This is a genomic window from Listeria sp. MAN/IMW/UF555 (assembly GCF_058684075.1).
On record NZ_JBZWZS010000005.1, the window covers coordinates 59,689 to 84,678 of the forward strand.

Consider the following 24,990-nt stretch of genomic DNA (forward strand, 5'->3'; position numbering starts at 1 on the left):
AATAGAATAAAACAATCTCATTTCGAGAACAATTGGAGGTAAGTAATGGAACTTAGACAATTAAAGTATTTCATGGAAGTAGCCCGCGTCGAGCATATGACTAAAGCTAGCGAGAATTTGCACGTAGCCCAATCTGCCGTTAGTAGACAGATAACGAAACTAGAGGAAGAACTAGGTGTGCCTTTATTTGATCGCGTTGGTCGTAATATGCAGCTCACGAGTGTCGGTCAAGACTTCCTGAGTCAAGCTACAATCGCATTAAATGAACTACAAAAAGCCGAAGCCCTCGTAACTGAATACACCGATCCCACTAAAGGAACAGTTAGAGTCGGCCTGCCCAATTCGCTATCTACCAAAGTCTTGCCATCTGTTATTTCAACTTTCCGAGAAAAATATCCAGAAATCACCTACCAATTTATGGAAGGAACGAATGAAGAACTTACCGAAATGTTAGTAAATGGCGTTTTAGACATGACGTTCTTATCTCCAGTCCCCGAATCTAGTGAACAAATTGAAGCCCTCCGTTTTTTTGATGAAAAATTGAAATTAATCGTCCCAACAAGTCATCATCTTGCAGAAAATTTCACTGTTTCACTCAAGGAACTCGCTTCTGAAAAATTCGTACTTTATCCTGAAGACTTCGATTTATATAAAATTGTTACGAAAGCGGCAAATAAAAAAGGCTTCGAACCGCAAATAGCTTTTCAAAGCAGGGATTTTTATACAATTCAAGGATTGGTTGGCGCTGGTCTTGGCATTAGTATTTTACCGGAAATGATTTTAGATGGTGCGATTTTTAAAGAAACGAAAAGTATTGCACTCCGCGATAAAGAGTTACGTCGATCTGTAGGGATTATTACGACAAAAAAACGGAACCTATCCCCTTCTGAGAATTTGTTCCGTTCATTTATTATTTCGTTCTTTTCCAATTAATTATCTTCAGAAAATGCAGCTGGGTAATGAATTGTCCCTGCTAGATTCTCTAAACTTCCATCATACAGTTCAAGTAGCATAAAGTATTCAGATGGCACATCAAATGGTGCTGGAATCGCAAATTGATTGGAAGGAATAAATCCAAATCGCGGATAATAATCAGCATGTCCTAACACAGCAATAGCAGGATATGCTTTTTCGCGTGATAAGCGGATCCCTTCCTCCATTAAGCTTGAACCAACCCGTTTCCCCTGGTATTCTGGCAAAACGGCAAGCGGGGCAAGACCTAAAATAAATCTGCTGCGCCCAGCTGTCTCCAGTGAAATTTCACTAAACATAATATAGCCTACAATAAGCCCATCTTCCGTTTCTGCTACAAGTGACAAACCTGGCTGATAATAATCGGATTTCCGGATATTTTGAATTAAGTCTGCTTCCACAGTTCCTTTAAAAGCTTCCTCATTCACACGACGAATGGCCTCGTAATCTTGTGGTTGTTCTTTCCGAATAATCATTTTTACTTAGCCACACGCTTCATTGCCATGCTATCTTCCAGCTGTTTTATCGCATTTAATACTACTTCAGCTGTCATTTCACCTGGCATCATATGGATTGTCTCATGTGACTCAGTTGCTCGTTTAGATACAGCAACGATTGTTTCTTCAGTAAGTGTCGCCAGTCCCATATCATACAAACTGGTTGGAAGACCCAGTTTGGCATAAAACGGTAGTAATTGGTCAATTTCATTCCATCTATTTTCAATAACTAGTTGAACTAAAATTCCGTACGCCACTTTATTACCATGTAACAAATGATGTGTTTCTGGCACCATAGTTAATGCATCATGAATCGAATGCGCTCCCGCACAACGTCCATAATCATCACCAAAACCGCCAACCATTCCGCCAACTAAAATATTTGTTTCGATAATTTTCACGAATGCTTCATTTAATTCTTGCTTATCCATTGCGTTAAGTGCTTCTTCGCTAAATTGCAGTAAATTATCTCGGCACATTTTAGCAGCAATATGAGCAATTTCGATTTCGACGGATTTAGTTGGTAATGATTTAATAATCACATCTGCTTCATACCATTTAGCGAGCGTATCGCCAATGCCTGCAACAAGCAATTCTTTTGGTGAATCTAAAATCATTTCCGGATCAATTAATAATAAGGCGTTGCTGCTAGCGAATACGTCATAACGAATCATTGCGCCTTCAACGTCATACATCACACTAAGCGGTGTATAAGCCGCACAAGTGGAAGCAAGTGTTGGTAAAATAATCACTGGTAATCGTAAAACTGCTGCCGCTGCTTTACATACATCAGCAATTTTTCCGCCACCGACTGCTATAATCGCATCCATATTATTTGTTTTCATTATCGCTACCAGACGATCGCGTTCCTCATACGTTGAACCGCCATTATATACTTCAAAAGTAGATGTAACATTAGATAATACCGGGAATTTCTTTTTAGCCACTTCCCAAGAAGCATTTCCACGAACTACTAAAACATTTTTCAAACCGCGGCGTTCTAAGTGGGTAGGTAAAGTATCCCATGCGCCTACTTGGCAAAAATACTCTTGCGGAGCTCCGCGAACAATTAATTCTTTATTCAACAAAAATCATCCCTTCTGTCTGGCACGGTCGGATATTCGGCTGCGACATTTATAATTCAAATTGTATCGGAACTTAAACCTACTGTCAATCTAGCTACTGCTTAGCGATTTCGTCGTCACCAAACCATTTTTTACTAATTTCCTGCATTTTTCCTTCTTTGTATAATTTTTCAAACGCTTCATTGATTTTTGATTGCAGTTCTTTATCACTTTTACGCATACCTACAGCAAAATCGGTCGGATCAAAGCCACCAGTTATAATAGTATAGTCATCTTTATTTTTTTGTTTATCAATATAATAACGCGCGTATACTTCATCAATAATCAAGCCGTCAATGCGTTTATTATTCAAATCAATAAATGCTGTATCGAACGTATCATACAATTCTGGTTCGTTGTTTTTGATAATATCTGTGAGCACTTCTGGTTTTTTAGCCATGTCATCAATCGAACTTGCGCCGTTTTGAGCCCCTAGCGTTTTATCTTTCATATCACTAAATTTATTAATATTGCTTGATTTCAATGTCACTAATACTTGTTCGTTTTTCATGTAAGGTTTGCTAAATGCAACTTGTTTTTTTCTTGCGTCAGTTACCGTATAGCCATTCCAAATCAAATCTATCGAACCATTTTTCAGCTCGGACTCTTTCATCGTCCAGTCAATTGGCGTAAATTTCGCTTTAATACCATATTCTTCAAAAACAGCTTTTGCAAGGTCAATATCAAAGCCGACTAAATTATCATCTTTATCACGAAATCCCATTGGTACAAAACTATCATCTAAACCAATGACGACTTCCTTATCTTTTTTAATTCTACTCCACTGGTCTTCCTTAGATTCACCACTTGAACATGCCCCTAGCGCTAACATTACGATTGCCATTACCGTTATTAATAATCCTTTTTTCATATTAGTTTGCCTCCTTTTTTAGTGGTTCGACTTCCATCATTTGATCTGCAACTTTTTTGGCAAAATCGTGATCATGAGTCACAATAATCTGCGTAATACCAACATTTTTCAAACTCAAAATTAACGACGCCACATGATCTCGTAAGTCAGGATCTAAAGCCGATGTCGGTTCATCAAATAGTAGTACTTTTGGATTCATCGCCAGTGCCCGAGCAATAGCCACACGTTGCTTTTGTCCTCCAGATAATTGGTAAGGCATATTATCCGCTTTGTCTGCTAAATCAAGTAAGCCAAGTAACCTTTTAGCTTCTTTAATAGCTTCTTCTTTTTTAGTTTTCCTAGCAAGCGTCGGTGCCAAAATCAAATTATCTAACACACTTAAATGTGGAAATAAGTGAAATTCTTGAAAAACTACGCCAATCGTATTTTCCACATCTTTTCTCGACATCGGATCAATTTTTTCACCGTCAATAAAAATTTCTCCGGCATCCATTTTTTCAAGACCACTAATACAACGAAGCAAAGTGGTTTTCCCGCCACCGGATGGCCCGACGATAGAAAGAATTTCCCCGTCTTGAAGCGCAATATTCACATTATCTAAAATCGTTTTTTGATCAAATTTTTTCGATAAATTTTTAATTTCCAACATTTTCTTCACCTCATTTATAATAACTAAAACGTTTTTCTAATTGTTTAAATAGTAGCGTTAGGATAGCCGTTAACGCTAAGTATATTGCAGCCACTAATACGAGCGGTATTAAAGTAACGTCTCTACTCATAGCAATTTTTCCTGCTCTTAGTAAATCACCAATGCCCAGGATGTAAACTAACGAAGAGTCTTTTACTAAATTGATAACTTCATTTCCGATTGCTGGCAAAACACGTTTGACAACTTGCGGTAAAACAATTTTTCGAAGTGTTTGACCGTAAGTTAGACCAAGAACTTTAGCACTTTCATATTGTCCGTTTTCGATTGATAAAAAGCCACCCCGGAAAATCTCTGCGAAATAAGCAGCATAATTTAAAATAAAAGCAATAAACACGGCGTCCATTCGGTCAAAAACAACTCCGATAATCGGCAAACCATAATAGATAAAAATTAATTGTAAAAGTAATGGTGTACCTCGCATAATCCAAATATAAATGTTTAAAATAAATTTCAGCGGGGCTATTTTACTAATGTTTCCTACTGCCACTATAGCTCCCAGTGGGATAGAACAAACTAGCGTGACGACAAAAACAAGTAAGGTTGTTTTCGCCCCGTCAAGTAATGCTGGTAAAATTTCCATGATATAATCCATATTGTTTCGCTCCTTTTTTACATAAAAAAATCTCGTCGCACTTGGCACAAAATTGCCAAGAGGACGAGAATACTATTCACGTGGTTCCACCTCAATTTACTGATACTTCACAGCACCAGCCTCAGTTAGTTCGAGACTAACAAGCTATAACGGGCTTTTCCCGAGTTCACCTACTCACTTATGCTTCAGTAAACCAGCTCCGAGATGTGTTCGATAACGCTATCTTTATCCTTTCGCACCAACCAAGGACTCTCTTAAAAAGAATGACGCTCTACTTGTTCTGTTCATCGCTTTTACTTCTTCTTGCTAATACTCTACCACGATAAAGCGATAGAGTCAACCATTTTTAATTGAACAAAAAAAGACAAGCAAACAGTTAGTCGTTTGCTTGTCTTTTTATTAATCTTTCGCTATTAGTAAGTAGTCGTCTTTTTGTTCGAAGTAAATGCGTACTTCTGTCCCTACTTCACTTTTAGACTCGATACAAATTTCATGACCTAATTTCTTCGCCATTTGCTTAGCGAGATATAGCCCCATTCCAGTTGCTTTCTTTTCTTGGCGACCGATTGTGCCGGTAAAGCCTTGTTCAAAGACGCGAGGTAAATCTTCTTCTTTAATACCTCGACCGTTGTCTTTAATGTGAAGCACTTTTTTTCCGGTTACTTCTGTATCGCACCAAATTTGAATATCGCCACCATCAGCGGTATATTTTAATGCGTTAGATAACACTTGGTCGATAATAAAGCCCAGCCATTTACTATCAGTTCGCACATCAATATCTACATTTTGTAAATCAAGTTTCATCTTTTTACCAATGAAAAGCTTGGAGTGACGCTTAACTGATTCACGCATAACAGCGCCAAGATTTTGTTCTTGGATGAAATAGTCTTTAGAAAACGTATCAAGCCTTGAAAAATAGAGTGCTTGCATTACTAATTTATCAATTGTCTCTAATTCTTCATCAATCTGTTTAAAAATGGTTTTGGTATCATTTAAATCTGGGTTATTAATTAACATTTTGCTTGCTACAACAGGAGTTTTCACTTCATGTACCCAGTATAAAATGAAATCATGATATTCTTGTTGTTTATCTTGAAGTTTACTAATGGTTCGTAATTCTTCTTTATGTTTTTTTGCCATTAGCTGATTAAAAAAAGCTTGCTCGCGTGTTCGCGGTTTTGGTAATAATTCAATGATATTTTCTTCAATTTCGCCACTTACTAGGTCTTCCATTTCACGCCAATAATTGTATTTAAAGAAGTAGCCTAACACTAAGTAAGAAAGCAGGAAGACAAAAACAAAGACATATAAGTAAATGAAATTCCCGAGAGTTAATTTACTGTTAGGATCAATTGAAATTAATACCCCGACGAAAAACATAATACTGCAAAAGAACAATAAGAAAAATCGTTTATCTTTTATATAGCTCCACCAGTTCATATCGCACCTCCCTCATTCGAGTTAATTTACTTCATTTGGAATAATTTGGAATGTCGCAAAATCAAACAATCCTTGATCTGTTAATTTTAATTCAGGAATTACTGGTAAAGTCAGAAACGACAATGTCAAAAATGGGTCAAACCCCTTAGCTTTACTAATCTGATTAAATGCTTTTAAAAGGCCTGCCAAATCATTTTCTACTTCTTCATATGGTTTATCACTAAGAAGTCCCGCCACTTGGAGCGCTAAATCATGCAATACATTACCTGCTGCATCTACTACTGCAATGCCTCCACCTGTTTTTGTCACATGGTTGATTGCTTTTTCCATGGCCTCATCGATCACACCAACTGCGACAATATTATGGGAATCATGCGCGACGGTCGTAGCAATCGCACCTTCTGTTAAGCCGAAACCTTTAACAATTCCAACACCGACGCAACCAGTATTATGATGACGTTCCACAACAGCCATTTTTAGCAAGTCTTTTTCGATTGACGGAACAAATTTACCATTTTTAATTGTAACTTGTTCTATTAGTTTTTCTGTAAAAAGGTTATTTTGTTGCATTCCAATGACATAGCAAGTTTCATTTGTTAATGGAAGTTCTAAATCTTTGATGCTTAAATGATGATTAATTTTTGGAGAAATGAACTTCGCTTTGTTTTTCTTTTTAAAGGCTGCTTCTTTACGAGTTCCGTTTTCAACGACAACTTGTCCATTTTTTAAAACTTTGCTAATTTCAATTGTTTTTAAGTCTTTTAGAAAAACAATATCCGCTTGATAGCCTGCTGCAACTGCACCGAGGTAAGGCAAGTTATGGCAATTAGCTGCATTAATTGTCGCCATTTGGATGGCTGTGATTGGCTCAATACCGTTTTCAATTGCGAGTCGGATATTATAATTAATCGAGCCTTCTGTGATTAAATCATTAATTAGTTTATCGTCCGTACAAAAACAAAAACGATGGCTATTTTTCTCCGTTACTGCTGAAATAGTTTGCTTTAAATCACGACCAACTGTACCTTCGCGCAACATAACAAACATTCCCGCACGTAAGCGGTCAAGTGCTTCTTTGGCACTTGTACTCTCATGATCAGTTCGAATTCCAACAGCAAGATAATTATTTAAATCCGCGCTAGTTAAACCCGCCCCGTGGCCATCAATTCTGCCACCTTCTCGTTTTGCATCGATAATTTTTGTTAAAATATCTGCGCTACCTTTTGCAACGGATGGAAAGTCCATTACTTCTGCGAGACCGATTACTTTTTCGTGTTTATAAAGTGGATGGAGATGTTTTGCATGAAGTGTTTCGCCGTTATGTTCACCTTCTGTTGCTGGTACGGATGATGGTAGCATGACGAACATATCGAGTGGGGCGCCTTTTGCATCTTCAAGCATAAATTCTATCCCTTTTTCTCCGGCAACATTGGCGATTTCATGTGGATCTGTAATGATTGTAGTTACGCCATTTGGAAGTAACACCCGGGCAAACTCAGAAGGGGTTACCATCGCGCTTTCAACATGGACGTGCGCATCAATAAAGCCCGGTGAGATAAATTCTCCAGCGGCATCAATTATTTGATCTGCATCCGGAAAATGACCAATCCCAGCAATATAACCATTTTTAATTGCAATATCGCCTTCCATAATTTCACCTGAAAACACATTTACTATTCGTCCATTTTTTATAACTAAATCTGCTTTTGCACGGCCATCACTTACTGCGACCCGTTCTTGCAGTTGCTTTAAATTCTCCACCGATTTTTCGCCTCCGTTAATTATGCTTCAAAAAAACCTTCATCAAGTAAATAACCTTCTGCAGCTTCTAAAGTTGGGAAAACCGCTTCTAGATTTTCTCCTGTATAAATAACCCACATTTTATTTTCATAGACTAAAGAAAGCTTTTCGCCCTCATTATCTTGGTATATTTTTGTAAAACCTTCTTTAAACCCATCTTCATCTTTATCCATAAACTCTTTCGCTTCAAGTAACAACACGCGAATTTCATTTTGAGAGTAGTCTTTTACATTGACGTAACCTTGCTTATCTAGCGGTTCTACTTCTAAAAACGGCGCATAAACAAACGCGTTACCATTAGGATGAAGATGTTTGACGATGATTTTTTTATCCCTTTTACTCGCTGGATAATGTACGTTCACGCGCCCCATAGAAATTTCATGCAGTTCAAAACCATCGATTGATTCTATTAGCGCTTTTTTCTCTTCAAAATTTAACATAATATATTTTTGCCTCCAAATTAATTTTCTTTTAAAATATCCGTCACAAGCGCCGGCAACCAGACTTTTATATCTTCAAAAGTAAAGCCAGCTTCTGTTGCTTTTGCATTATCCATGTAATAAGTTTTATTGATGCTAAACGGCGAATCATCCACATCATCTGTTACTTCTTCAACGAGTGCCACTTCACCTGTTTTCGCTTCAAGCATTTTGATAAAAGCATTTAACGAATATGTACCGTTAGAGCTAGCATTAATTGGTCCAGTAAGGTCTGAATCCACCCCTACCCATTCTAAAAAATGAGCTGCTTCATCTGAAGTAATAAAACTTATTTCCGCCTGCGCATTACTAATACCAATTTCTTCATGGTTTTTAATATGCTCCAAATGAAAATGTAGACGTTTCGTATAATCATCGAGTCCAAGGACAATCGGAAAACGAACTGCTACCACTGGAAAAGAGGCTTTTTGAAAAAACACAGCTTCAGCAAGGCGTTTTCCTTCCCCGTAATCAAAATCATCTTTGTCACCAATAACAATTTCATAATGTTTTGGATTAAAATCATCTTCCACCAACGCGCGACCTTTTTGACTATAAACGGACAGAGAAGATGTATATATGTATCGTTTTACTTTGCCTTTAAATGCATCTACTGCATAAAGAGCTTCTCGCGGTGAGAAACAAATATTATCATAAATAACGTCCCATTCTTCTTTTGCTAATTGGAATAAGGCGTCTCTAGATTCGCGGTCTAGTACAACATGTTTTACAGAATCGCCAAAATCATCTTTTGTTTTTCCTCTAGTGCCAATTGTGACATCATGCCCAGCGGAAACAAGTCGTTCTACTAATTTCTTTCCAAAAAAACGCGTACCACCAAATACTAAAATTTTCATTTTGACTCCTCCTTAATTTACGAAAAACAGGAAGTTCGCGTTTTTTGGCGCTATCTTCCTGTTTTCTTACTTCATTCAATCATATAACCTTGGCCTTTTTTCGTCTTAATAAATTCATCTAAGCCGATTTCTGCTAGTTTTTTACGAATTCGTACAACGTTGACTGTAAGTGTATTATCATCGACAAAACTTTCATCTTCCCAAAGTGCACGCATAATTTCGTCACGACTTACAATACTACCTTTTTGTTTCATTAATTCATATAAAATCAAAAATTCGTTTTTCGTTAATTCAATTTTATCTTCTAAATGGGTAAGTGTATTAGTATCAATGTGTAAAAATACATTATTATGTTCCATTACGTTCGCTTCTTCTAAATCCGCATACGAATATGTCCGTCTTAAAAGTGCATTGATCCGAGCCATTAAAACATCCAAATCTACTGGCTTTTCAATATAATAATCTGCTCCCATGTTCATTCCCATGATTTGATCCATTCGCGAGTTACGTGATGATAAGAAAATAATAGGTACATTCGAAACTTCGCGAATTTGATTACACCAGTAGAACCCATCAAAAAATGGAAGATTCACATCTAAAATAACCAATTGGGGCTCAAATGATAAAAACTCTTGCAAAATATTATTGAAATCATCAACAACCCCTATTTCAAATCCCCATTTACTTAAATGTTTTCTAATAGTATCACGAATTACCTCATCATCTTCTACGATATATACCTTAACCATTTCTTGTACCTCCTCGGCAGAACTCTCTTTTCATTTTAGCTGAATTAAACACAAAAGCCAATTACTTTTTATCTGCCATAACGATTTTAATAAAAGAATTAATACATAAAAAGTAATAAGCAGCATAACAAATAATGTAAATACCTGTTCCAATTAAAACAGGATATTTGATATTATCCATTAAATTAATCGAAATTCCCCATAATGCAGCCATTGAATGGGCAATTCCAAAAAATAACGGAATGGCAAAAATTGGCCAAACTTGTTTGGAAATAATCCTTCGTACTTCTTTTTCGGTAACACCTAATTTAAATAATATATCAAACTTAGACTTCTCAGAAACAGCATCTGTTACAAGTTTAAAATAAATAATACTTCCTGTCGCTAAGAAAAATACAATACCGATGAAAATCCCAATAAATAATAGCGAACCTACTAGCGTGGAAATCAAGTGATAATTCGTATAATAGGACGAAACATTTTCAGAAAAAAGAGAAGGTTCCCCGTCCACGATAGTCTGTACTTTCTTATCTAATTCTTCACTGTGATTGGGATTCGTAATATCAAACATTGCCACTATTTCTGGTGCGAATAGCCTTTCCAAATCATCATAATATTCATCTGATACAACGAGCGTCTCATAAGAAATACCCGTATTGAAAATCGAATTCTCTCGAAAATCAACTACTTTTATTGGTGGCATTTTTTTCGCTAAAGACTCATTCGACTGGACTACCATTTTTCTTGATAGCCACTTATCTTGAATCTCTTGTCTTGCATAATACGTATTTTTTCCAAGTAAGATGGCGTCTCCATAAGAAAGCTTTTTCGGCTTCTCAAAATCACTTTGCTGTTTGGCGCCAATGCGGTTATATTCGGATTCTGCTACGACCGTATGAATCATGTTATCCATCCGCGTTTTATATTTAGGAATATCTTTATATTCTAGCGTAGCACTAACCATTTCCGCTTGCATCAAACTTTTTAATTTGTGATCTTGGTCATTTTGTATCGTTTGAATAATTTCTCGTTCATCTTTAGCCGAAATATCAAGCACTTGGTAACTAGAAGGGTTTTCTGCTGAAATGTCATTAATTGTTCGAACATAAAAACTACTCATCGATCCAATAATCGTTAATGTCGTCGCGCTTAATACTGCAATCATCGCAATCGTTCCTGCATTTTTCTTTAACCTAAAGCGAAGGGAGGTAACACCAATCATGTTTGTTCCGTTATAAAAGAAACGTTTATTACTATATAACTTCCGAATCACATACGGCGTGCCAAACCTCACCATAAGCCACGTCCCTAAAATAACAGAACATAAAATAACTAAAATTACATCAAAAAAATCATATGTTAGCCAAATTGGTGATACTTCAATATTACTTGTTGCCAAATAATAACCAAAAATAATAAGAGCAAGTCCAATTAACATAAGAAAAATAGAACCCTTAGCCAATTTCTCTTCTTTTTGATCATTTTTAAACAATTGGCTTAAATTATATCTTAATACAATATAAACAGCATAAAAAGAAGTGAACAGCATGATACAAAAAAAGACAAGCCCAGTATCAAGAACTGCTTTAAATGAAATAATAAATTCAGCATCAATCGCGAGTCCAACAATCCAAAACAAAATCATCGCGAAAAACTTTGAAGAAAATATGCCAATTAAAATACCAAATAAGGTCGCAAGCATGTATAACAAAGCATTTTCATAAAATAAAACTAAAACTACTTGCGACTTACGTAAACCAAGTAATGAATAAAGTCCGATTTCTCGTTTTCTTCTTTTAAGAAAGAAGCTATTAGAATAAAATATGAAAAAGAAAATAAATAATATCAACATTAAACTTGCCGATGAAAACATTGCTGGCCCAAATAATTCCCATCGTTTAAACACCTTGTCTATGAGCGGATTATAAGACAGTGAGACAAAAGTAAAAAATACTAATACACACACAATAAGCGAAACAAAATAGACGATATATTGATTAAAATTCTTTCGCATATTGGTCAGCGCGATTTTAAATAACATTATTTTCGCCACCTCCAAGAAGTGCCAACACATCTAACACCTTTTGGAAAAATTGTTTTCTTGAACTTGTTCCTCGGTATATTTCTGTAAAAATTTCGCCGTCTTTAATGAACATAATCCGTTCGCAGTAACTCGCCGCAAAAGCATCATGAGTTACCATCAAAATGGTAGAATCTCGAACACTTTTAGCTTGAGAGAGACCTTCTAACAAGTTAGTTGCCGCTTTAGAATCAAGAGCTCCAGTTGGTTCATCAGCAAAGATTAATGTTGGTTCGGTAATCATTGCGCGACAAACCGCCGTTCTTTGTTTTTGCCCACCTGAAATATCTGTCGGGTATTTATTCCGTAAATCATAAATGCCAAACTGACGTGCAATAATTTCAAAACGTTCATCAATTTCTGCTTGCTTTACTCGAGCTAAGGCCAGAGGTAGCACAATATTATCTTTAACTGTCATTGTATCTAATAAATTATAATCTTGAAAAATAAATCCTAGTTGATCTCTACGAAACACTGCTAAATCTTTCCCTTTCATTTTAGACAGCTGTTTTCCGCCAATTTCTATTTCTCCAGAAGTTGGCTTATCTATAGAAGATAAAACATTAAGTAATGTAGATTTCCCTGCACCTGATGGACCCATAATACCTACAAATGAGCCTCTTTGTATTTCTAAACTAATACTTCCTAACGCAGAAAACAAATTTCCTTTTGAACCATATACTTTTCTGACTTTAAGCGCCTTTAGCACTGTATCCATTGTTTTCCTCCCGTTACACGATTATTTGCTTATTTTACCCTATAATGAAGCAAGATACCATGGTCTATAGATGTATTTATCAAAAAATCATCTCCCTATTTTAAGAAAACAGAAAAATGATTCTTGTTATTATTTTTTTTCAATGAATATTTCTTCCCCAACTGTATTATCATCTGTATACGTTTCTTGCATGGACTGGATAATTGCTCTTAATTCTTCTAAACTAACAGACACATCTGCCGCAACAATATCCCAAGCAACTTCTTCCCGTCCGTTAATCGATGTCATAATCTTTAATCTTCCCTGAGAAAAAAGAATTACTGCTGGCTTAATTAGTTCTGTCCCTTTAATTTCATTCCACGGCTTAAAATCGCCACGATAAGCAAGCCCACGTTCTGTTAACTCTACAGTGGGTGCGATATTGATTAAACGCAGTAATGGCCGTAAAACACAAAGACCAATAAATACAAGTAAAATCACTTCTTCTGTACCTGTAACGCCTTTTATATGACTAAAAATTACATATAACAATAATCCGGTAGCAATCCAAAGTAAACAACTTGAAAAAATAAGGCGTCGGTTTACGCCAAATTCGATTTTTTCTGTTTTATTCGCTTGATTTAGCTCATTTTCTATCATTTTCTTCCTCCAGTTTACTTCTCTCTTATTTCTATTGTACTAGAAATATACTACAATGGAAAGAAAGCATTCTATCGTTTAAAAACTGCTATCAAAATGGATTATTTACAGTTGACGTTTCTAGCATTTGTGATATAATTTCTTTAATGCTTTTAAGTAGTAAAATATAAGAAATAATAAAGGAGGAGAACATCATCGATCAAGTTATCTTAATTGGCTTCATGGGAGCTGGAAAAACAACAGTCGGCAATATACTCGCGAAATTAGCTGATTTGCCTTATATTGATATTGACGAAGTAGTTACTCGCGAACAAGGAATGAGTGTATCTGAAATTTTTGCGAAGTATGGTGAACAAGAATTCCGCCGACTAGAACACGAAAAATTAAAAGAACTAGCTAATACCAAAGCCGTTATTGCAACAGGCGGTGGCATTGTTCTAAATCCTGAAAATAGAAAAGTCTTAAAAAATACATATCCAGTTATTTATTTAGAAACCGATCCGGAAGTATTTATGAACCGCTTAAAAGGTGATACAACACGCCCGCTAGTTCAACAAAAGACACCTGAAGAAATCCGAGCAATTTTCGAACCGAGAATTGCCCATTATCAAGATTCCGCAGACTTCATTGTCAACACGGACAACCGTAATCAACACGAAGTCGCTAAAGCCATTTTAGCCATGCTAGATAAGTAAAAAAGAGCGCTAATAATATTAGCGCTCTTTTTTTATTCCGTGCAGTGTCGACACCACATATCGGGTAAAACAGAAGTATAATCTCTTGTAAATGTTAATAAGTCATAAAACATACTATCTGCGTAACCTGCATCGATATTTTCGATTTTATTTAATTCTATTTCGCGATGGAGTGCTTCGAGTGCGGCATCACGAAGAGCGGGCAATACATAGCCAGTTATCTTAATTTGTGCTAACGCAGCCGATACAGTTATCCGGTCCGACTCTCTAAGAGCGCTACCATATTCCGCTAAAAGTTGTTGTAAACGGTCTACCCCGTCGTCTTTGGCTGGTATATAAGTGGAATGTTTGACTGTTTCCATCATGTATTTCGGAAAAGCTGCTAAATTAAGTCCTTGGTCACTTTTATCACTAAAATATTCTTCTAAACGATGAAGTACCTCCATTCCATCGGCATATCCAAAAGGACTATAAGCATCGTTTTTGTCTAAATAGTAACTTGCTTTAAAATGTTCTTTAAAATGGGGATGGGTTGTCTCTAAGTCAAGAGCAGCATCTGGGCGGTCAATATACATTGTAATAGCCATTTTATAAGTTCCTCCATTCATGTGAAATCTGTTACATACATCTTACCAAATTCGCACGGTTATGGAAAGCAAAAAAATATTATGACAATTTAGCGACAATTTCTTGTGCCCTCAGCCCTTAATTCGTGTTTTATTTAACTTTTTAGTGCTGAAACAGTAAAATTTATCGATTCTAATATTTGAAAAGTTAAAAATAACACCTTTGACCATATTTTTATTTCGTGGTTAAATAATAATTGGACTTGATTTTCGTAAATCACGTCTGTTAATTTGACTTAGTCAACCACACACACTCGAAAAGCAAAAACCGCCATTTATCCCATTTTGGCGGTTTTTGTATGTTTATTTTAAGGTTAAAACGGTCACAGCTTCAATATGTGTCGTCATCGGAAACATATCTACTGGTTGCACTTTCTTCGCTTCATAACCGCCTTCTGTTAATATCTTCATATCTCGAGCAAGCGTCCCTGGATTACAAGAAACATATACTACTTTCTTTGGTTTCATTGCAAGAATTGTTTCAAGTAGTGTTTCATCACAACCTTTTCTCGGTGGGTCTACTACTAAAACATCCGCTACAATCCCGTTCTTATACCACTGTGGAATAACTTCTTCGGCTTTACCTGTTTCAAAGGTTGTATTCGTTAGATTGTTTAATTCAGCATTCGCACGGGCATCTTGAATAGCTTGGTCAACAATTTCAACACCGTAAACATGTTTGGCTTTTTTCGCAAGACAAAGTGAGATCGAGCCAATCCCGCAATATGCATCAATCACGGTTTCTTCTCCCGTTAACTCGGCGGAATCAATAGCTTGTTGATATAAAATCTCTGTTTGCAAAGGATTTACTTGATAAAAAGAACGTGCCGAAATAGCGAATCTAATACCATGAATTGTATCTTCAATAATATCACTTCCCCAAAGTGTTTTCGTACGATCACCGAAAATCACATTTGTTTTTTGTGGGTTAATATTTTGAACGATGGACGTTACTTCTAGTTGATTCGTTAAGTCTTGAATAATTTCCGCTTTAAAAGGAAGGCGCTCTTTCGTTGTTACAAGGACAATCATTAATTGACCTGTAGTGTGCGCAAACCTAGTCATAATATGGCGAATATCACCTTTACCTGTTTTTTCATCGTAAGGTTCTGTCCCATATTTTGCCAAGATTTCTCTTGTTTTTTGAACGGCAACATCCCCTTTTTCATTGTGAATTAGACATGTCGACATATCAATAATATCATGGCTTCTTTTTTGATAAAAACCGGCTGTTAATTTTCCGTTCACAAAGCCAACTGGAACTTGTGATTTATTACGATAGCGCCACGGGTTTTCCATACCAAGCGTGTCTGGTACTTCTACATTTAACTTACCAATGCGTTTCATTGTTTCTTCTACTTGGTTTCGTTTAAAAGCTAGTTGTCCATCGTAGCTCAAATGTTGTAAGCTACAGCCACCACATTTTGAATAAACGGCACAAGGTGGTTCAACACGTTCAGCACTAACAACTTCAATATTTTCCATCCGCGCAAAGCCGTAATTTTTATTTAATTTAGTAATTTTTGCAGTTATCTTTTCTCCTGGTAATGCATTTGGAATGAAAAGCGGATAGCCATCAATCTTACCTACACCACTGCCGTCATGTGTTAAATCTTCAATAGTTAGTTCTACGGATTGGTTCTTTTTTAAAAGGGATGCTTCCAAAGTCCCTTGCCCCTCTCTTTGCTTTACTTAATAATGTATTCGATGCCGATTGGTTCTGTGATAGTTGCTTCTTTTTGGTCTTTAAATATAAGCATCGTATTTTTTTGTAAAGTAAAATCATAAACAAATGATTTTGGATAAATCGTTACGTTTTTTTGAGTACTTAAATTTTTTGTATTGTCATTTATAGTTATTTCATCGGGAATTTTATTGCTAAAAATAGCTGCAGCAACTTCTGCGTCCTTACTTGAATAAGTTGTTTCAAGTGTTAATTTAATATCGCTTTTTTTAGTTGATTCTGCTTTTATAGCTTTTTGACCTGTTTCGATTGTTCGTTCGCCGCTTTTAATTTCGTAATTAGCAAGCTTTTTTTGGACGGTCGTTGTTGGATAACGATATTTTGTATTAGTAATATATTCCGAAACTTTTTTCGCTTCAATGCGAAGACGATATGCCTTCATTCCGTCATAACGACTATTAGAAGCTGCTAATTTATTTAAAATTTCTGGATTAGTTGTTGCTATGATTAAATCGCCGTTTTTAGCGATTGTTGCTTCAGTACTTGGAGATGGGATAGATAGAAATACATTATCCTCTAAGGGAATTTGCATTTGGTCGTTTATCCACACTTTATTACTTTCAATTAATTCTGATTTACTGACTGTCGGCGCTTGTTCTTCGGCATCAACTTGCCAAAAGAAAAATATAGCCGCTGCGATAGCAATGATAAGGATAACAATTACCATAATGAATTTTTTTAATACATATCCACTCGTCATATCGCATTCACCTCATTTCTTGTCAAGATACCTATTATACTTGTTTTGCGCAAATAAGACAAATATCTAACAATAATTACATCCTTTTTACTATGTTGCAGTTAGGACATTTAGGCTAAAGAAAAAAACTACCAAGCTGGGCAGTTTTTAGCTATTTTCTTTTATAAATAAATCGGTTGCTGGAATATCATCTACACTCGCAAAAAATTCGATATGCTGTTTTAAGTTGCGGAATTCCATCGGGGTTTCGCCGCCAAGTTCTCCGTCAAGGTTAATAAGCATCTTGTCTTCAGAGTGTACACTTACTTTTTCTGATTTTACATAAATAACGTTTGGTTCTTTAATATGATCTCCTCTAAGCGCCAGAGTAACTAAGCGAATAAATTCTGCTAAATTCACTTTTTTGACGATGATGAGAGAAAACTTACCATCATCTAACTTGGCATCAGGAGCAATTTTTTCAAAGCCTCCAATAGAATTGGTTAAACCTAAAAGAAAAAACATTACTTCCCCTTCAAAGACACCTTGATCATATTCTACTTTTACTTTGGTAGCTTTTAAGGAAGGGAGCATTTCAATTCCTTTTAAGTAATAAGCTAATTGTCCAAGCATTGTTTTTAATCTGCTTGGGACGTCGTACGTGAGCTCTGTAAGCCTACCTCCACCACCAATATTAATAAAATAAGTATCATTTGCTTTACCTATATCCATTGCTACACTTTGACCAGCTGCTATAATCTTCGTTGCTTTTATCACGTCTCTAGGAACATGTAAGGCTCTTGCAAAATCGTTGGTTGTCCCGGTTGGAATAATCCCTACTTTTGGTCGATAAGGTTGTTCTGCAATCCCATTAATAACTTCATTAATGGTACCATCTCCGCCCGCTGCAACGACTAAATCATATCGATCTCTTACAGCTTCTTCTGCTGCGTGCTTGGCGTCACCTGGCTCTGCAGTTGTGGCATGTGCAGATGTTACATAACCTGCTTGCTCTAATATCGAAAGGACATCTGCGAGATTTTTCTTGATAATCTCTCTTCCAGATGTAGGATTATAAATAACTCGAGCGTGTTTTTGCATTATGTTCGTCCTCTCCTTCACTCAAACAGCGTTGTTCAAAAGAAAAGCGCGTTTTGACACATGATAGTAACATTATAGCAAATTTCGCTATAAATTCCTAATAAATAAAGCAGTGAAGCGAAATGCCTCACTGCCTAAAAATTAACGTTTGTTCATTTCTTCTAGTAAAATTTTATTAACCATTGGTGGGTTTGCTTGGCCTTTTGTTGCTTTCATAACTTGGCCTACAAGGAAACCAACTGCACGATCTTTCCCATTTTTGTAATCGATAATAGATTGTTCGTTGTTATCTAAAATTTCTCCAATGATAGTACGTAAAGCTCCTTCATCGGAAATTTGAACAAGTCCTTTATCTTTTACAACTTGCTCTGCATCGCCACCGTTTTGTGCTAATTCACGGAAAACTTTTTTGGCGATTTTAGAGGAAATAGTTCCAGCTTCGATTAATTTAATCATTCCTGCTAAATTTTCTGGTGTTAATCCTGTGTCGTGAAGTTCTTTTTGTTCTGCATTTAAGTAAGCAGAAACTTCACCCATCAGCCAGTTAGATGCTTGTTTAGCGTCTGCTCCAGCTGCAAGAGTTGCTTCAAAGAAATCAGACATTTCTTTTGTAAGCGTAAGAACCATCGCATCGTATGCTGGTAAACCAAGATCATTGATATAACGGATTTGACGTTTATCTGGAAGTTCTGGAATTTCAGCACGAATACGTTCTTTCCAAGCATCATCAATAAATAAATCTACTAAGTCTGGCTCTGGGAAATAACGATAATCATCCGAACCTTCTTTGATACGCATCAAGGAAGTTTTACCCGTTGCTTCTTCAAAACGACGTGTTTCTTGTTCGATAATACCGCCGGACTTAAGTACTTCTGCTTGGCGTTTTTCTTCGTATTCGATACCTTTACGCACGTTGTTAAAGGAGTTTAGGTTTTTAAGTTCTGTTTTTACGCCAAATTCTTCTTGCCCGATTGGACGGATAGAAATGTTGGCGTCACAGCGCATCGAACCTTCTTCCATTTTCACATCGGATACGCCAGTGTATTGAATGATAGATTTTAATTTTTCTAAGTAAGCGTATGCCTCTTCAGCAGAACGAATATCTGGTTCAGAAACGATTTCGATAAGTGGTGTTCCTTGACGGTTAATATCCACTAAAGAATAACCATGCGATGTATGCGTGTTTTTCCCTGCATCTTCTTCTAAATGAAGACGAGTGATACCGATTTTTTTCTTTTTGCCCCCAACTTCGATTTCAATCCAGCCATGTTCGCCAATTGGTTTATCGAATTGAGAAATTTGGTATGCTTTCGGATTATCAGGATAAAAATAGTTTTTACGGTCAAATTTTGTATGCTCAGCAATTTCGCAGTTAATCGCCATTGCAGCTTTCATACCATATTCGACAGCACGTTTATTTAAAACTGGTAAAACACCTGGCATTCCTAAGTCTACCACGGTTGTATTTGTATTTGGTTCTGCTCCAAAATGAGCTGGCGCAGAAGAAAATATTTTTGAATTGGTTTTTAACTCTACGTGAACCTCAAGTCCAATAACTGTTTCAAAATTCATTGCTACGCCTCCTATAAGTTTGGTTTTTCTTTATGGAATGTTGTTTCTTGTTCAAATGCGTGCGCTACTTTGTATAGTAATGATTCTTCAAAGTAGTTACCGATAATTTGTAATCCTACCGGTAATCCTTCTGAAAATCCACAAGGAACAGAAATAGCTGGTACGCCTGCTAAGTTAATTGGAACAGTTAAAATATCATTGGAATACATTGTAATTGGATCATTAATCATTCCGTCAATTTTAAATGCAGTTGTCGGGGAACTTGGGCCAATAATGACATCATAATTTTTAAACACATCAACGAAGTCTTGTTTAATTAACGTACGTGCTTGTTGTGCTTTTTTGTAGTAAGCATCGTAATAACCAGAACTTAATGCGTATGTTCCAAGCATAATACGACGTTTTACTTCATCACCAAAACCTTCAGAACGTGTTTTTGTATAAAGTTCTTCTAAAGTAGTCGCGTTTGGAGAACGGTATCCGTAACGAACGCCGTCAAAACGAGAAAGGTTAGAAGAAGCTTCACTGGATGCTAAAATGTAATAACTTGCTACACCGTATTCAGAATGAGGTAAAGAAACTTCATCCCAAGTAGCGCCAAGTTTTTCGAGTGTTTTAAGTGCATCTAACACAGCTTGTTTGACACCAGGATCCACACCTTCACCAAGGTATTCTTTTGGAACACCGATGCGTAAGCCTTTAATATCACCTGTTAAGCTATCTGAGAAACGTTCTACTGGTTGGTTAATCGATGTAGAATCATTTGCATCTAAACCAGAAATCGCTTCTAATAAATAAGCGTTATCTTCTACATTTTTTGTAATTGGGCCGATTTGGTCTAAAGAAGACGCAAAGGCAATTAAACCAAAACGAGATACACGGCCATATGTAGGTTTCATTCCGACTACCCCACAAAAAGCTGCTGGTTGGCGAATCGATCCACCAGTGTCACTACCAAGCGAAAACAATACTTCGCCTGCTGCAACTGCGGATGCGCTACCACCTGAAGAGCCACCAGGAACTCTTGATAAATCCCATGGGTTATGTGTTTTATGGAAGTAAGATGTTTCTGTAGAAGAACCCATCGCGAATTCATCCATATTTAATTTTCCGATATTAATCGTTTGCGCGTTTTTTAATTTAGAAACAACCGTCGCATCATAAATTGGATCGAAGTTTTCTAAAATTTTGCTTGCTGCTGTTGTACGTAAGTTTTTAGTTACGATATTATCTTTAATACCGATAGGAAGACCAGCCAGCATATTGTTTGGATCAATTCCTGCATCACCAAGCTCTTCTGCTACACCAAGAGCTGTTTCTTTGTTTAAAGTAATAAATGAACCGACTTTATCCTCTACTGCTTCAATACGGTTAAATGATTCTGTTACTAAATCAAAAGGTGTGATTTCTTTTTTTACTAATTTATCATGTAATTCTTTTACTGAAAAATCAAATAAGCCCAAAATATTTTCCCTCCTTAGCGTGTTTATTGTTCCATTATTGTTGGTACTTTGAACATGCCGTCTTGTTGATCCGGCGCATTTTTCAGTACTTCTTTACGATCAAGGCCTTTCGTTGCTACGTCTTCACGTAACACATTCGATACATCGATTGCATGGCTTGTTGGCTCTACATTGTTTGTATCTAGTGTATTTAATTGCTCCACTAGCTCAATAATTTTACCAAGCTGACCAGCAAAAGCAGTTGCTTCTGTTTCTGATACTTCTAGTTTGGCAAGATTTGCTACTTTTTCTACTGTTTCTTTGGATATATTTGACAAAATGCCATCCTCCTTTTTAGTGGTACTTTCTATGCGGTAGTGCTTCCCGCCTTGCTAAATGGGAAGAACTGTCCTCTCCTGCATAATTATACAACAGGAAAGAACAATTCGCATTGTTTTTTATTAATCATAAATGTGAGCAGTAGCTGCGTCTTCATTTGCTTTTCTAGTAATTAATGCAGCTGGACCGTCTGATGTAGAAATATTGACTTGTAAATCAGCTGTTTTAGGAATATGTTGTCCTACTAAATCTGTTACATATTGTGTAAAGCCAATAATTTCCGCTTGCCCATAAAATTGCAATGGAATATCAATACTAAGTTCTGCTAATTGCCCGTCTTCATATCTAGCGCGACCAACTACACCTGTAAAGTTCGGGTAGTAATCTTCAATAGCTTTTTTGAAGTTCAGGAAATTATCATTGTCAGTTTTGTGATCTTTTGCAGATTCAGTGGAAGGTAAAACGTAATTTTTTTCTTCCACGTCTTTCCAACTGGATAAGCTGTCACCGTTTGCTGTTGCATAAGTAAGAAAATTACCTGGAGCTACAGCATCACGTGGACCTTGTTTATAAATAGCAATCGTAACTGGAACATTTTCTAACCCTTTTGTTTGGCGAATTCGGTTCAATACAGTACCAGACATTTCTTTACCTTGTGCTAGTAAATCGCTGTCACTGATTTCTTGTTCAAAAGTGTCGCCATATTGTTCTTTTTGATAGTAATCAACTGAATTCATTGCCAGCGCGATTGAAATCCCACCAAGCGCTACAGTATCTTTATCTGTTTGTTTTAAATAATCTTGTTCTAAAATGTGAGCTAAATAAATTGGCTTACGATCTTTTCCGTCGCCATTACTTTCTGGATTTAAACCATTAGGATTTTTTTCACTTTTCCGGTCTAACCATTTTTCTAGTGTTTCCTTGTCCAAATACTGCCCCTCTTGGAAAAGATAATTGTCTGGCGAATATTTATTTTGGGAAACTCGCATTAAACCAGATTCTAACTCGTTAATATCATATCTTGAGTAAATATTCGATACTACAAGTCCACGAGATTTACTTGCTTTGTACGGTAATACCGTTTTGTAATAATTGGATGAAATTTGATTTTTTGTCATGATGCCCGTTTCTGCTTTTTTATCATCTTTTTGTACCACTTTATCGTTTGAGTCGAGTTTCGGGGCACAGCCAGAGAGAATAAGCGTTAAACCGAGCGCTGCAATTATGAGTTTTTTCATTCGTTTAATCCACCTTCGTCTGGTAAGTACTCTATTAAGTCTTCTTCGGACCAAATAGGAATTGCTAGTTCTTCAGCTTTGGCTAGTTTAGAACCAGCATCACTGCCAGCTACAACAACATCCGTTTTCTTACTGACGCTTCCAGAAACATTTCCCCCGAGTGATTCGATTAATGCTTTTGCATCGTTTCGTGTTAATTTTTCCAGTTTTCCAGTTAAAACAACTGTTTTCCCTGCAAAAACAAGCTCCTCTTCGGACATGTTTTCTAGTTTTGGCCCTGTATAGGTCATATTGACGCCAGCCCTTTTTAGTTCTTCCAGTAAATCATGTACTTCTTCATTCGCAAAATAAGTCACAATGCTATCTGCCATTTTTTCCCCAATGTCATTAATACTTGTCAGTGTTTCTTTGTCTGCTATTTTCAAATTATCCATTGTTTCAAAATGAACTGCAAGCGATTTGGCTGCTTTAGCACCAACATGGCGGATTCCCAAACCAAAAAGTAATTTTTCAAGCGAATTTTGTTTACTTGCTTCGATGGATGCCAGTAAATTGGTTACTGATTTCTCACCCATTCTTTCTAATTCTAACAGTTTCTCTTTCGAAAGGAAAAACAAATCTGCAACATCTTTAATTAAATGCATTGAAAATAGCTGAATAATAACTTTTTCTCCAAGGCCATCGATATTCATCGCATTTCTTGAAACAAAATGGATAAGCCCCTCTTTAATTTGAGCTGGACACTTAGGATTAATACATCTTAGTGCTACTTCTTCTTCTAAGCGAACAAGTTCACTATCACAGGTTGGACAGTTTTTTGGCATACGGAAAGGTTCTTCACTACCGTTACGTTCTTCGGTAATGCTCTTAATCACTTCAGGAATAATATCGCCTGCTTTTTTAATTAAAACGGTATCGCCAATGCGAATATCTTTTTCTGTAATTAAGTCTTCGTTATGAAGTGACGCACGGCTAACTGTAGTTCCTGCAACTCTTACTGGTTCTAACACCGCTGTGGGAGTTATTACGCCAGTTCTGCCAACGTTTAATTCAATATCCAGCAGTTTAGTTGGTACTTCTTCTGCAGGAAATTTATAAGCAATTGACCATCGTGGTGATTTAACTGTTGTCCCCATTTGGCGTTGTTGTTCTAAATTATTTAATTTTAAAACGATACCATCAATATCGTAAGCTAAACCAGCTCGTTTTTCCGTCCACTCGTCAATGTAAGCATATACTTCCTCTAAATTACTGCAAAGTCTACGCTCTTTATTGACTTTAAGGCCTAGTGTTTCAAGCATATCTAAGCCCGCGCTATGTGTTTCAACACCCATTTCACCAAAATCAGCTACTGCATAAAGGAAAATATCAAGGTTTCTAGATGCAGCAATTTTTGTATCTAATTGACGAAGTGAGCCAGCCGCTGCATTTCGCGGATTTGCAAATAACATCTGGCCTTCTTCTTCGCGTATTTCATTTAATTTTTGGAAGGAACGTTTTGGCATAAAAGCTTCACCGCGGACTTCAATGGAATAAGCTTTTTTCAGTTTCATTGGGATAGAACGAATCGTGCGTAAATTAGCAGTAATGTCTTCACCAACTGTTCCATCACCTCGCGTAGCACCTTGTTTATACTTACCATTTTCGTATTGAAGTGATACGGCTAGCCCGTCAATTTTCAGTTCGCACATATAACTAATATCATCACCAACTTTATCGCGGATACGGCGGTCAAAATCAGCCAAGTCATCACGATTAAATGCATTGGCCAAGCTTAACATTGGTGTGTCATGTTCTACTTTTTTAAAACCTTCTAAAACTTCTCCGCCTACTCGTTTCGACGGGGATTCAGGTGTAACCCATTCTGGATGCGCTTCTTCTATTTTAAGTAGTTCTTGCATCTTTTGATCGTATTCGGCATCTTCTACTGTTGGATTATCAATTACATAATAATCATAGCTGTATTGATCAAGTATGTTTATTAGTTCTTCATACCGTTTTTTATCAGCCATTTCTTCACCTGCTTT

At 36.5% G+C, this 24,990-nt stretch carries 24 protein-coding genes and 1 other annotated feature; of the genes, 2 read left to right on the forward strand and 22 right to left on the reverse strand.

Going from position 1 to position 24,990, the window contains the following annotated elements; translation table 11 throughout:
- The first annotated feature begins 45 nt into the window (after positions 1–45).
- Complete coding sequence (gene gltC, locus AC4PG8_RS13540) at positions 46–933, forward strand: glutamate biosynthesis transcriptional regulator GltC (protein ID WP_045554470.1); 888 nt, start codon at positions 46–48, stop codon at positions 931–933.
- On the opposite strand, the gene AC4PG8_RS13545 is transcribed toward gltC, so the two are convergent.
- The 13 genes from AC4PG8_RS13545 to AC4PG8_RS13605 all read right to left on the reverse strand — a co-directional run bounded on the left by AC4PG8_RS13545 (position 930) and on the right by AC4PG8_RS13605 (position 13,527).
- Positions 930–1,448 (reverse strand): GNAT family N-acetyltransferase, encoded by a 519-nt coding sequence (locus AC4PG8_RS13545; protein ID WP_003769022.1) that lies wholly within the window; start codon positions 1,446–1,448, stop codon positions 930–932. The two genes, gltC and AC4PG8_RS13545, sit on opposite strands and share 4 nt — an antisense overlap.
- Positions 1,449–1,450: 2 nt before the next feature.
- Positions 1,451–2,557 (reverse strand): iron-containing alcohol dehydrogenase family protein, encoded by a 1,107-nt coding sequence (locus tag AC4PG8_RS13550; RefSeq protein ID WP_160464856.1) that lies wholly within the window; start codon positions 2,555–2,557, stop codon positions 1,451–1,453.
- Between the two features lie 91 nt (positions 2,558–2,648).
- The gene (locus tag AC4PG8_RS13555; protein WP_010990988.1) at positions 2,649–3,464 is read right to left on the reverse strand and encodes an amino acid ABC transporter substrate-binding protein; all 816 of its coding nucleotides are present in this window, start codon (positions 3,462–3,464) and stop codon (positions 2,649–2,651) included.
- 1 nt (position 3,465) lies between these two features.
- Positions 3,466–4,113, reverse strand: coding sequence for an amino acid ABC transporter ATP-binding protein (locus AC4PG8_RS13560; protein WP_160464858.1), 648 nt, complete (start codon positions 4,111–4,113; stop codon positions 3,466–3,468).
- A gap of 10 nt (positions 4,114–4,123) precedes the next feature.
- Complete coding sequence (locus AC4PG8_RS13565) at positions 4,124–4,765, reverse strand: amino acid ABC transporter permease (RefSeq protein WP_003769032.1); 642 nt, start codon at positions 4,763–4,765, stop codon at positions 4,124–4,126.
- A 56-nt stretch (positions 4,766–4,821) separates the two neighbouring features.
- Positions 4,822–5,062, reverse strand: a binding site (T-box leader).
- A 102-nt stretch (positions 5,063–5,164) separates the two neighbouring features.
- On the reverse strand, positions 5,165–6,205 hold the full coding sequence (locus AC4PG8_RS13570; protein WP_070751874.1) for a sensor histidine kinase: 1,041 nt from the start codon (positions 6,203–6,205) through the stop codon (positions 5,165–5,167).
- Between the two features lie 21 nt (positions 6,206–6,226).
- The gene (gene ade / locus AC4PG8_RS13575; RefSeq protein ID WP_492170456.1) at positions 6,227–7,966 is read right to left on the reverse strand and encodes an adenine deaminase; all 1,740 of its coding nucleotides are present in this window, start codon (positions 7,964–7,966) and stop codon (positions 6,227–6,229) included.
- Between the two features lie 20 nt (positions 7,967–7,986).
- Positions 7,987–8,445 carry a hypothetical protein gene (locus AC4PG8_RS13580; RefSeq protein WP_003762800.1) on the reverse strand — a complete coding sequence of 153 codons (459 nt, stop codon included), beginning with the start codon at positions 8,443–8,445 and terminating at the stop codon, positions 7,987–7,989.
- Positions 8,446–8,465: 20 nt separating this feature from the next.
- Entirely contained in the window at positions 8,466–9,341 is an 876-nt protein-coding gene (locus AC4PG8_RS13585) for an SDR family oxidoreductase (protein WP_003769037.1), read from the reverse strand.
- A 71-nt stretch (positions 9,342–9,412) separates the two neighbouring features.
- Positions 9,413–10,090, reverse strand: a complete 678-nt coding sequence (gene virR / locus AC4PG8_RS13590; RefSeq protein ID WP_003762805.1) for a two-component system response regulator VirR — start codon at positions 10,088–10,090, stop codon at positions 9,413–9,415.
- A 61-nt stretch (positions 10,091–10,151) separates the two neighbouring features.
- Positions 10,152–12,131, reverse strand: a complete 1,980-nt coding sequence (locus AC4PG8_RS13595) for an ABC transporter permease (protein ID WP_185482732.1) — start codon at positions 12,129–12,131, stop codon at positions 10,152–10,154.
- Complete coding sequence (locus AC4PG8_RS13600) at positions 12,121–12,888, reverse strand: ABC transporter ATP-binding protein (RefSeq protein WP_160464862.1); 768 nt, start codon at positions 12,886–12,888, stop codon at positions 12,121–12,123. The genes AC4PG8_RS13595 and AC4PG8_RS13600 overlap by 11 nt, the downstream gene beginning before the upstream one ends.
- A gap of 129 nt (positions 12,889–13,017) precedes the next feature.
- A complete protein-coding gene (locus AC4PG8_RS13605) occupies positions 13,018–13,527 on the reverse strand; it encodes a hypothetical protein (RefSeq protein ID WP_492170457.1) in 510 nt (169 codons plus the stop codon).
- A gap of 206 nt (positions 13,528–13,733) precedes the next feature.
- On the opposite strand from AC4PG8_RS13605, the gene AC4PG8_RS13610 reads away from it, so the two are divergent.
- Entirely contained in the window at positions 13,734–14,222 is a 489-nt protein-coding gene (locus tag AC4PG8_RS13610; protein ID WP_301280211.1) for a shikimate kinase, read from the forward strand.
- A gap of 32 nt (positions 14,223–14,254) precedes the next feature.
- On the opposite strand, the gene AC4PG8_RS13615 is transcribed toward AC4PG8_RS13610, so the two are convergent.
- The 9 genes from AC4PG8_RS13615 to ligA form a co-directional block, all read right to left on the reverse strand.
- Entirely contained in the window at positions 14,255–14,809 is a 555-nt protein-coding gene (locus tag AC4PG8_RS13615) for a molybdate metabolism regulator (protein ID WP_492170458.1), read from the reverse strand.
- 342 nt (positions 14,810–15,151) lie between these two features.
- Positions 15,152–16,513 (reverse strand): 23S rRNA (uracil(1939)-C(5))-methyltransferase RlmD, encoded by a 1,362-nt coding sequence (gene rlmD, locus AC4PG8_RS13620; RefSeq protein ID WP_185547986.1) that lies wholly within the window; start codon positions 16,511–16,513, stop codon positions 15,152–15,154.
- Between the two features lie 23 nt (positions 16,514–16,536).
- Positions 16,537–17,292, reverse strand: a complete 756-nt coding sequence (locus tag AC4PG8_RS13625; RefSeq protein ID WP_010990994.1) for a hypothetical protein — start codon at positions 17,290–17,292, stop codon at positions 16,537–16,539.
- Between the two features lie 147 nt (positions 17,293–17,439).
- A complete protein-coding gene (locus AC4PG8_RS13630; RefSeq protein WP_003762823.1) occupies positions 17,440–18,372 on the reverse strand; it encodes a diacylglycerol kinase in 933 nt (310 codons plus the stop codon).
- A gap of 141 nt (positions 18,373–18,513) precedes the next feature.
- Complete coding sequence (gatB, locus tag AC4PG8_RS13635; protein WP_003762825.1) at positions 18,514–19,944, reverse strand: Asp-tRNA(Asn)/Glu-tRNA(Gln) amidotransferase subunit GatB; 1,431 nt, start codon at positions 19,942–19,944, stop codon at positions 18,514–18,516.
- Positions 19,945–19,955: 11 nt separating this feature from the next.
- Positions 19,956–21,407, reverse strand: a complete 1,452-nt coding sequence (gene gatA, locus AC4PG8_RS13640) for an Asp-tRNA(Asn)/Glu-tRNA(Gln) amidotransferase subunit GatA (RefSeq protein WP_010990995.1) — start codon at positions 21,405–21,407, stop codon at positions 19,956–19,958.
- 23 nt (positions 21,408–21,430) lie between these two features.
- Positions 21,431–21,724, reverse strand: coding sequence for an Asp-tRNA(Asn)/Glu-tRNA(Gln) amidotransferase subunit GatC (gatC, locus tag AC4PG8_RS13645; RefSeq protein WP_003762830.1), 294 nt, complete (start codon positions 21,722–21,724; stop codon positions 21,431–21,433).
- Between the two features lie 123 nt (positions 21,725–21,847).
- On the reverse strand, positions 21,848–22,963 hold the full coding sequence (locus tag AC4PG8_RS13650) for a CamS family sex pheromone protein (protein WP_003762831.1): 1,116 nt from the start codon (positions 22,961–22,963) through the stop codon (positions 21,848–21,850).
- Positions 22,960–24,975, reverse strand: a complete 2,016-nt coding sequence (gene ligA, locus AC4PG8_RS13655) for an NAD-dependent DNA ligase LigA (RefSeq protein WP_045552667.1) — start codon at positions 24,973–24,975, stop codon at positions 22,960–22,962. Before ligA ends, AC4PG8_RS13650 begins: the two co-directional genes overlap by 4 nt.
- Positions 24,976–24,990: the final 15 nt, after the last annotated feature.

Excerpts from the sequence above, each read along its gene's own strand:
- AC4PG8_RS13570 (WP_070751874.1), bottom strand. The coding sequence starts at position 6,205 with ATGAACTGGTGGAGCTATATAAAAGATAAACGATTTTTCTTATTGTTC.
- AC4PG8_RS13580 (WP_003762800.1), bottom strand. The coding sequence starts at position 8,445 with ATGTTAAATTTTGAAGAGAAAAAAGCGCTAATAGAATCAATCGATGGT.
- AC4PG8_RS13650 (WP_003762831.1), bottom strand. The coding sequence starts at position 22,963 with ATGAAAAAACTCATAATTGCAGCGCTCGGTTTAACGCTTATTCTCTCT.
- gatB (WP_003762825.1), bottom strand. The coding sequence starts at position 19,944 with ATGAATTTTGAAACAGTTATTGGACTTGAGGTTCACGTAGAGTTAAAA.
- AC4PG8_RS13555 (WP_010990988.1), bottom strand. The coding sequence starts at position 3,464 with ATGAAAAAAGGATTATTAATAACGGTAATGGCAATCGTAATGTTAGCG.
- AC4PG8_RS13625 (WP_010990994.1), bottom strand. The coding sequence starts at position 17,292 with ATGACGAGTGGATATGTATTAAAAAAATTCATTATGGTAATTGTTATC.
- AC4PG8_RS13560 (WP_160464858.1), bottom strand. The coding sequence starts at position 4,113 with ATGTTGGAAATTAAAAATTTATCGAAAAAATTTGATCAAAAAACGATT.
- AC4PG8_RS13595 (WP_185482732.1), bottom strand. The coding sequence starts at position 12,131 with ATGTTATTTAAAATCGCGCTGACCAATATGCGAAAGAATTTTAATCAA.
- ligA (WP_045552667.1), bottom strand. The coding sequence starts at position 24,975 with ATGGCTGATAAAAAACGGTATGAAGAACTAATAAACATACTTGATCAA.
- virR (WP_003762805.1), bottom strand. The coding sequence starts at position 10,090 with ATGGTTAAGGTATATATCGTAGAAGATGATGAGGTAATTCGTGATACT.
- AC4PG8_RS13630 (WP_003762823.1), bottom strand. The coding sequence starts at position 18,372 with ATGCAAAAACACGCTCGAGTTATTTATAATCCTACATCTGGAAGAGAG.
- AC4PG8_RS13545 (WP_003769022.1), bottom strand. The coding sequence starts at position 1,448 with ATGATTATTCGGAAAGAACAACCACAAGATTACGAGGCCATTCGTCGT.
- AC4PG8_RS13565 (WP_003769032.1), bottom strand. The coding sequence starts at position 4,765 with ATGGATTATATCATGGAAATTTTACCAGCATTACTTGACGGGGCGAAA.
- AC4PG8_RS13615 (WP_492170458.1), bottom strand. The coding sequence starts at position 14,809 with ATGGCTATTACAATGTATATTGACCGCCCAGATGCTGCTCTTGACTTA.
- AC4PG8_RS13605 (WP_492170457.1), bottom strand. The coding sequence starts at position 13,527 with ATGATAGAAAATGAGCTAAATCAAGCGAATAAAACAGAAAAAATCGAA.
- AC4PG8_RS13585 (WP_003769037.1), bottom strand. The coding sequence starts at position 9,341 with ATGAAAATTTTAGTATTTGGTGGTACGCGTTTTTTTGGAAAGAAATTA.
- gltC (WP_045554470.1), top strand. The coding sequence starts at position 46 with ATGGAACTTAGACAATTAAAGTATTTCATGGAAGTAGCCCGCGTCGAG.
- AC4PG8_RS13600 (WP_160464862.1), bottom strand. The coding sequence starts at position 12,888 with ATGGATACAGTGCTAAAGGCGCTTAAAGTCAGAAAAGTATATGGTTCA.